Raw genomic sequence first — 2,756 nt, 5'->3', positions numbered from 1 at the left:
CCACCCGCTCCCGGATCAACCCGTCCAGGGTGAGCGACCGCACCTCCAAAGGCGCGCCCGTGCCGCAGTCGTCCAGCAGAGCCTGTTCGGTGGAGGTCATCGTGTCCGGCAGTTCGATGATCGCGGTGCCGGCGTCCCGGTCGAGGGTGGCCGCCACGAAGTCGGCGAAGCGTTCCGCGTGCTTCGCCAGCTCGGCAGGTCCGATCAGCGACTCGTGGCCGGCGAGCTCAAGCCGGGAACCGTGCACCGGGTCCGAGTAGACGACCAGCTCGAGACGCCCCACCGGACCGGCGTTGACGGTCTCCTGCCGACCGGTCACGTCGCCGAACCGGGCCGTGTAGTCGAACGCCTTGATGTTGATGACCGGGAGGCACAGGTAGTCGAACTCACCGCCCGGCCAGACGCGGGCCACCTGTTCCTCGGTCAGGTTCCGGTCACGGCTCGTCGTGCGCAGCTGCTGCGCCACGCTGTGCACGATCTCTTCCAGCGACGACGCACCGGACAGTCGTGTCACGATCGGCAGTGAATTCACCAGCATGCCGGGCGTACGGAGGGCGACGGCGTCGTCGCGCATCATGAACGGGACACGCACGATCAGCTCACGGCGGTTCTCGCCGAGAGCGGTGTAGACGCCCCACAGACCGGTCAGGTAGGCCGCCCAGCTCACCCGCGACCGTCGGGCGCGATCCTGCATCCGCCCCCACGTGTCGGCGGGCAGCGGAACGGTTACCTGCTGCTGCGAAAGCTTGAACAGCTCGTCGACGCGGACGTTCGCCGCGTGACCGAGTGGTTCCGCCTCCGCGAACAGCGACGTCCAGTCGTCGGGAAGACGGTGGTCGGCAGCCGGTGCGGGTTCGGCTCCGACGACGTCCAGCAAGTTGCCGAACCAGCGTGGTGCGGGCGCGGCGCCGTGCAGCCGGGCCGTGTAGATCTCGGCGACGCGGCGGGTGAACAGCGACAGACCGTACGCGTCCAGCACGAGGTGGTGCGTCGTGAACGCCCAGGCCCATGAGCCGCCGTCCCGCCGGAACAGGACGGACTCCGAGCGGGACGGCTCGGTGACGTCGATGACCGCACGGTAGGGGGTCCGGGCACGGTGCCGGATCGTGTCGTCCCCGGCCGGCTCGTCGACGACCGTGGTCGGGAGCGATGCGCCCTCCTCGACGCTCTGGTACGCCGCGCCGTCCAGCTCGGCGAATCGGGTGCGAAGCGCCTCGGACTCCGCGAAGGCCTGCTCGACCGCGTCCGCGAAGACCACGACGTCGATCGGGCCGTCCAACCACACCAGTTGGCCGATCCGGAACGCCGTCGCCTCGGGGACCAGACGCTGCGCCGCCCACACGCCGCGTTGTGCCCGGGTCAACGGGACGAGTCGGCCAGACATGGATCCTCCAAGGTCGGTGCAGTGCAGGGGGGGTAGATCAGATCGAGGTCACGACGGTGCCGGTCAAGGCGTCACGCACGGCTTTCGTGACCGAGGCGTCGAAACCAAGCATCGTGATCGTGGTGGCGTCCGGGCCGAGGTGATAGCGGATCACCGCCCGGTAAAGCGTTTCGACGCCTTCCGGTCGGTCCGCCGCCGGCCCGTGGACCCGGGTGATGAGCACCTGCGGCACCGGTGCGCGCCGCAGGGCTCGGCGCCCGGCCTGGTTGTGGTGACGCAGCAGCGGGAACTCCACGGTCGCCGTCCGGTCCTCGTCGTCGACGGGTAACGGAACGGTCGCCGTGAACGGACCCGGCGGCGTTGAGCCGGCCCCGGCGACCATGGCGACCTCCTCATCGACGAGACCACCGGTCGTGTTCGCTCCCGTCACCCACAGCGCGCGACGGACAGCGTTCCGTACGGCGCCTTCGCCACGCGGCCCCACCCAGTCGAACGTCTCGGCCCGGCCCGGCGCCAAGATGTTCTGGTCGACATCCGCACGGTTCTTCAGCAGGTCCAGCCACTCCTCCGCGCCTGACGTGCCGGTGGCGGCGCCGGCCTCCTCGACGGCCTGAAGGGCCGGCGCCAGCCCGGTGTTCGCCCACTCCACCGGGACGTCGGACCGCAGCACGTCGACGAGACGATGGACCGAGGCACGGTCCGCTGCGCCGGCGTGGACGGCAAGGGAGACGACCGTACGGGTCGGTGTCCGGACGAAGGCCAGGGCGGACGGTCTCCCGATCGTGATGTCCACCAGGTCCGTCGCCGCCGCGCGCAGTGCCGCCAAGTCGGCGTCGTCGGCCGGCGCGAGTTCGGTGACCGCCGCCGGCGCCGTCGGCAGGATGTGGCTGAGCCACAGGCGCCGGCTGACACACTGCACGGACATACGCAGTGCGTCCGTTCCCGCAACGACAGCGGCGTATGCGGCACGAAGTTCCGGATGGCCGGGGAGCTCGAAGGTCTCGGTGTACACCCAGGCGTTCGGGTCGGCGCCCGACTCCCTGAGGCGATCCAGGGTCGCGGACACCGGGGCCGGGACGGGCTCCTGATCGAACTGATCGACCTGATCGGCCGGAGGAGCGGGCAACGCGCCGGCCAGCCCACCCACGGTCCGGTGCTCGAGGACGTCCCGGAGCGTCAGCGACAGCTCGCGTGCGAGCGCGGCGGACACGAGACGCGCGGCGAGGATGCTGTCTCCGCCCAGCCGGAAGAAGTCGTCGTCGACCGACAGCTCGCGCTCCAGGCGCAGGACGTCGCGGAAGATCTCGGCCAGGACGCGCTCGGTCTGGCTCTCGGGTGCCCGCCCACCCGCGCCGGCGAGCACGGGAACAGG

The 2,756-nt window shown here is 70.7% G+C and carries 2 protein-coding genes; both read right to left on the bottom strand.

Translation table 11 applies throughout. From position 1 onward, the window contains the following. Window positions 1-1,384 (bottom strand): condensation domain-containing protein (locus AB0G16_RS38595; RefSeq protein WP_362815965.1); only part of this gene is annotated, 1,384 nt, incomplete at its 3' end. A 37-nt stretch (window positions 1,385-1,421) separates the two neighbouring features. Continuing rightward, on the bottom strand, window positions 1,422-2,756 hold a 1,335-nt coding region (locus AB0G16_RS38590), incomplete at its 5' end, for a phosphopantetheine-binding protein (protein WP_362815964.1).

The sequence above is a fragment of the Streptosporangium sp. NPDC023615 genome, assembly GCF_040640155.1.
Lineage (GTDB): Bacteria > Actinomycetota > Actinomycetes > Streptosporangiales > Streptosporangiaceae > Streptosporangium.
The sequence above is the reverse complement of the archived record's forward strand: the minus strand, read 5'-3'. Positions and strand labels throughout refer to the sequence as shown.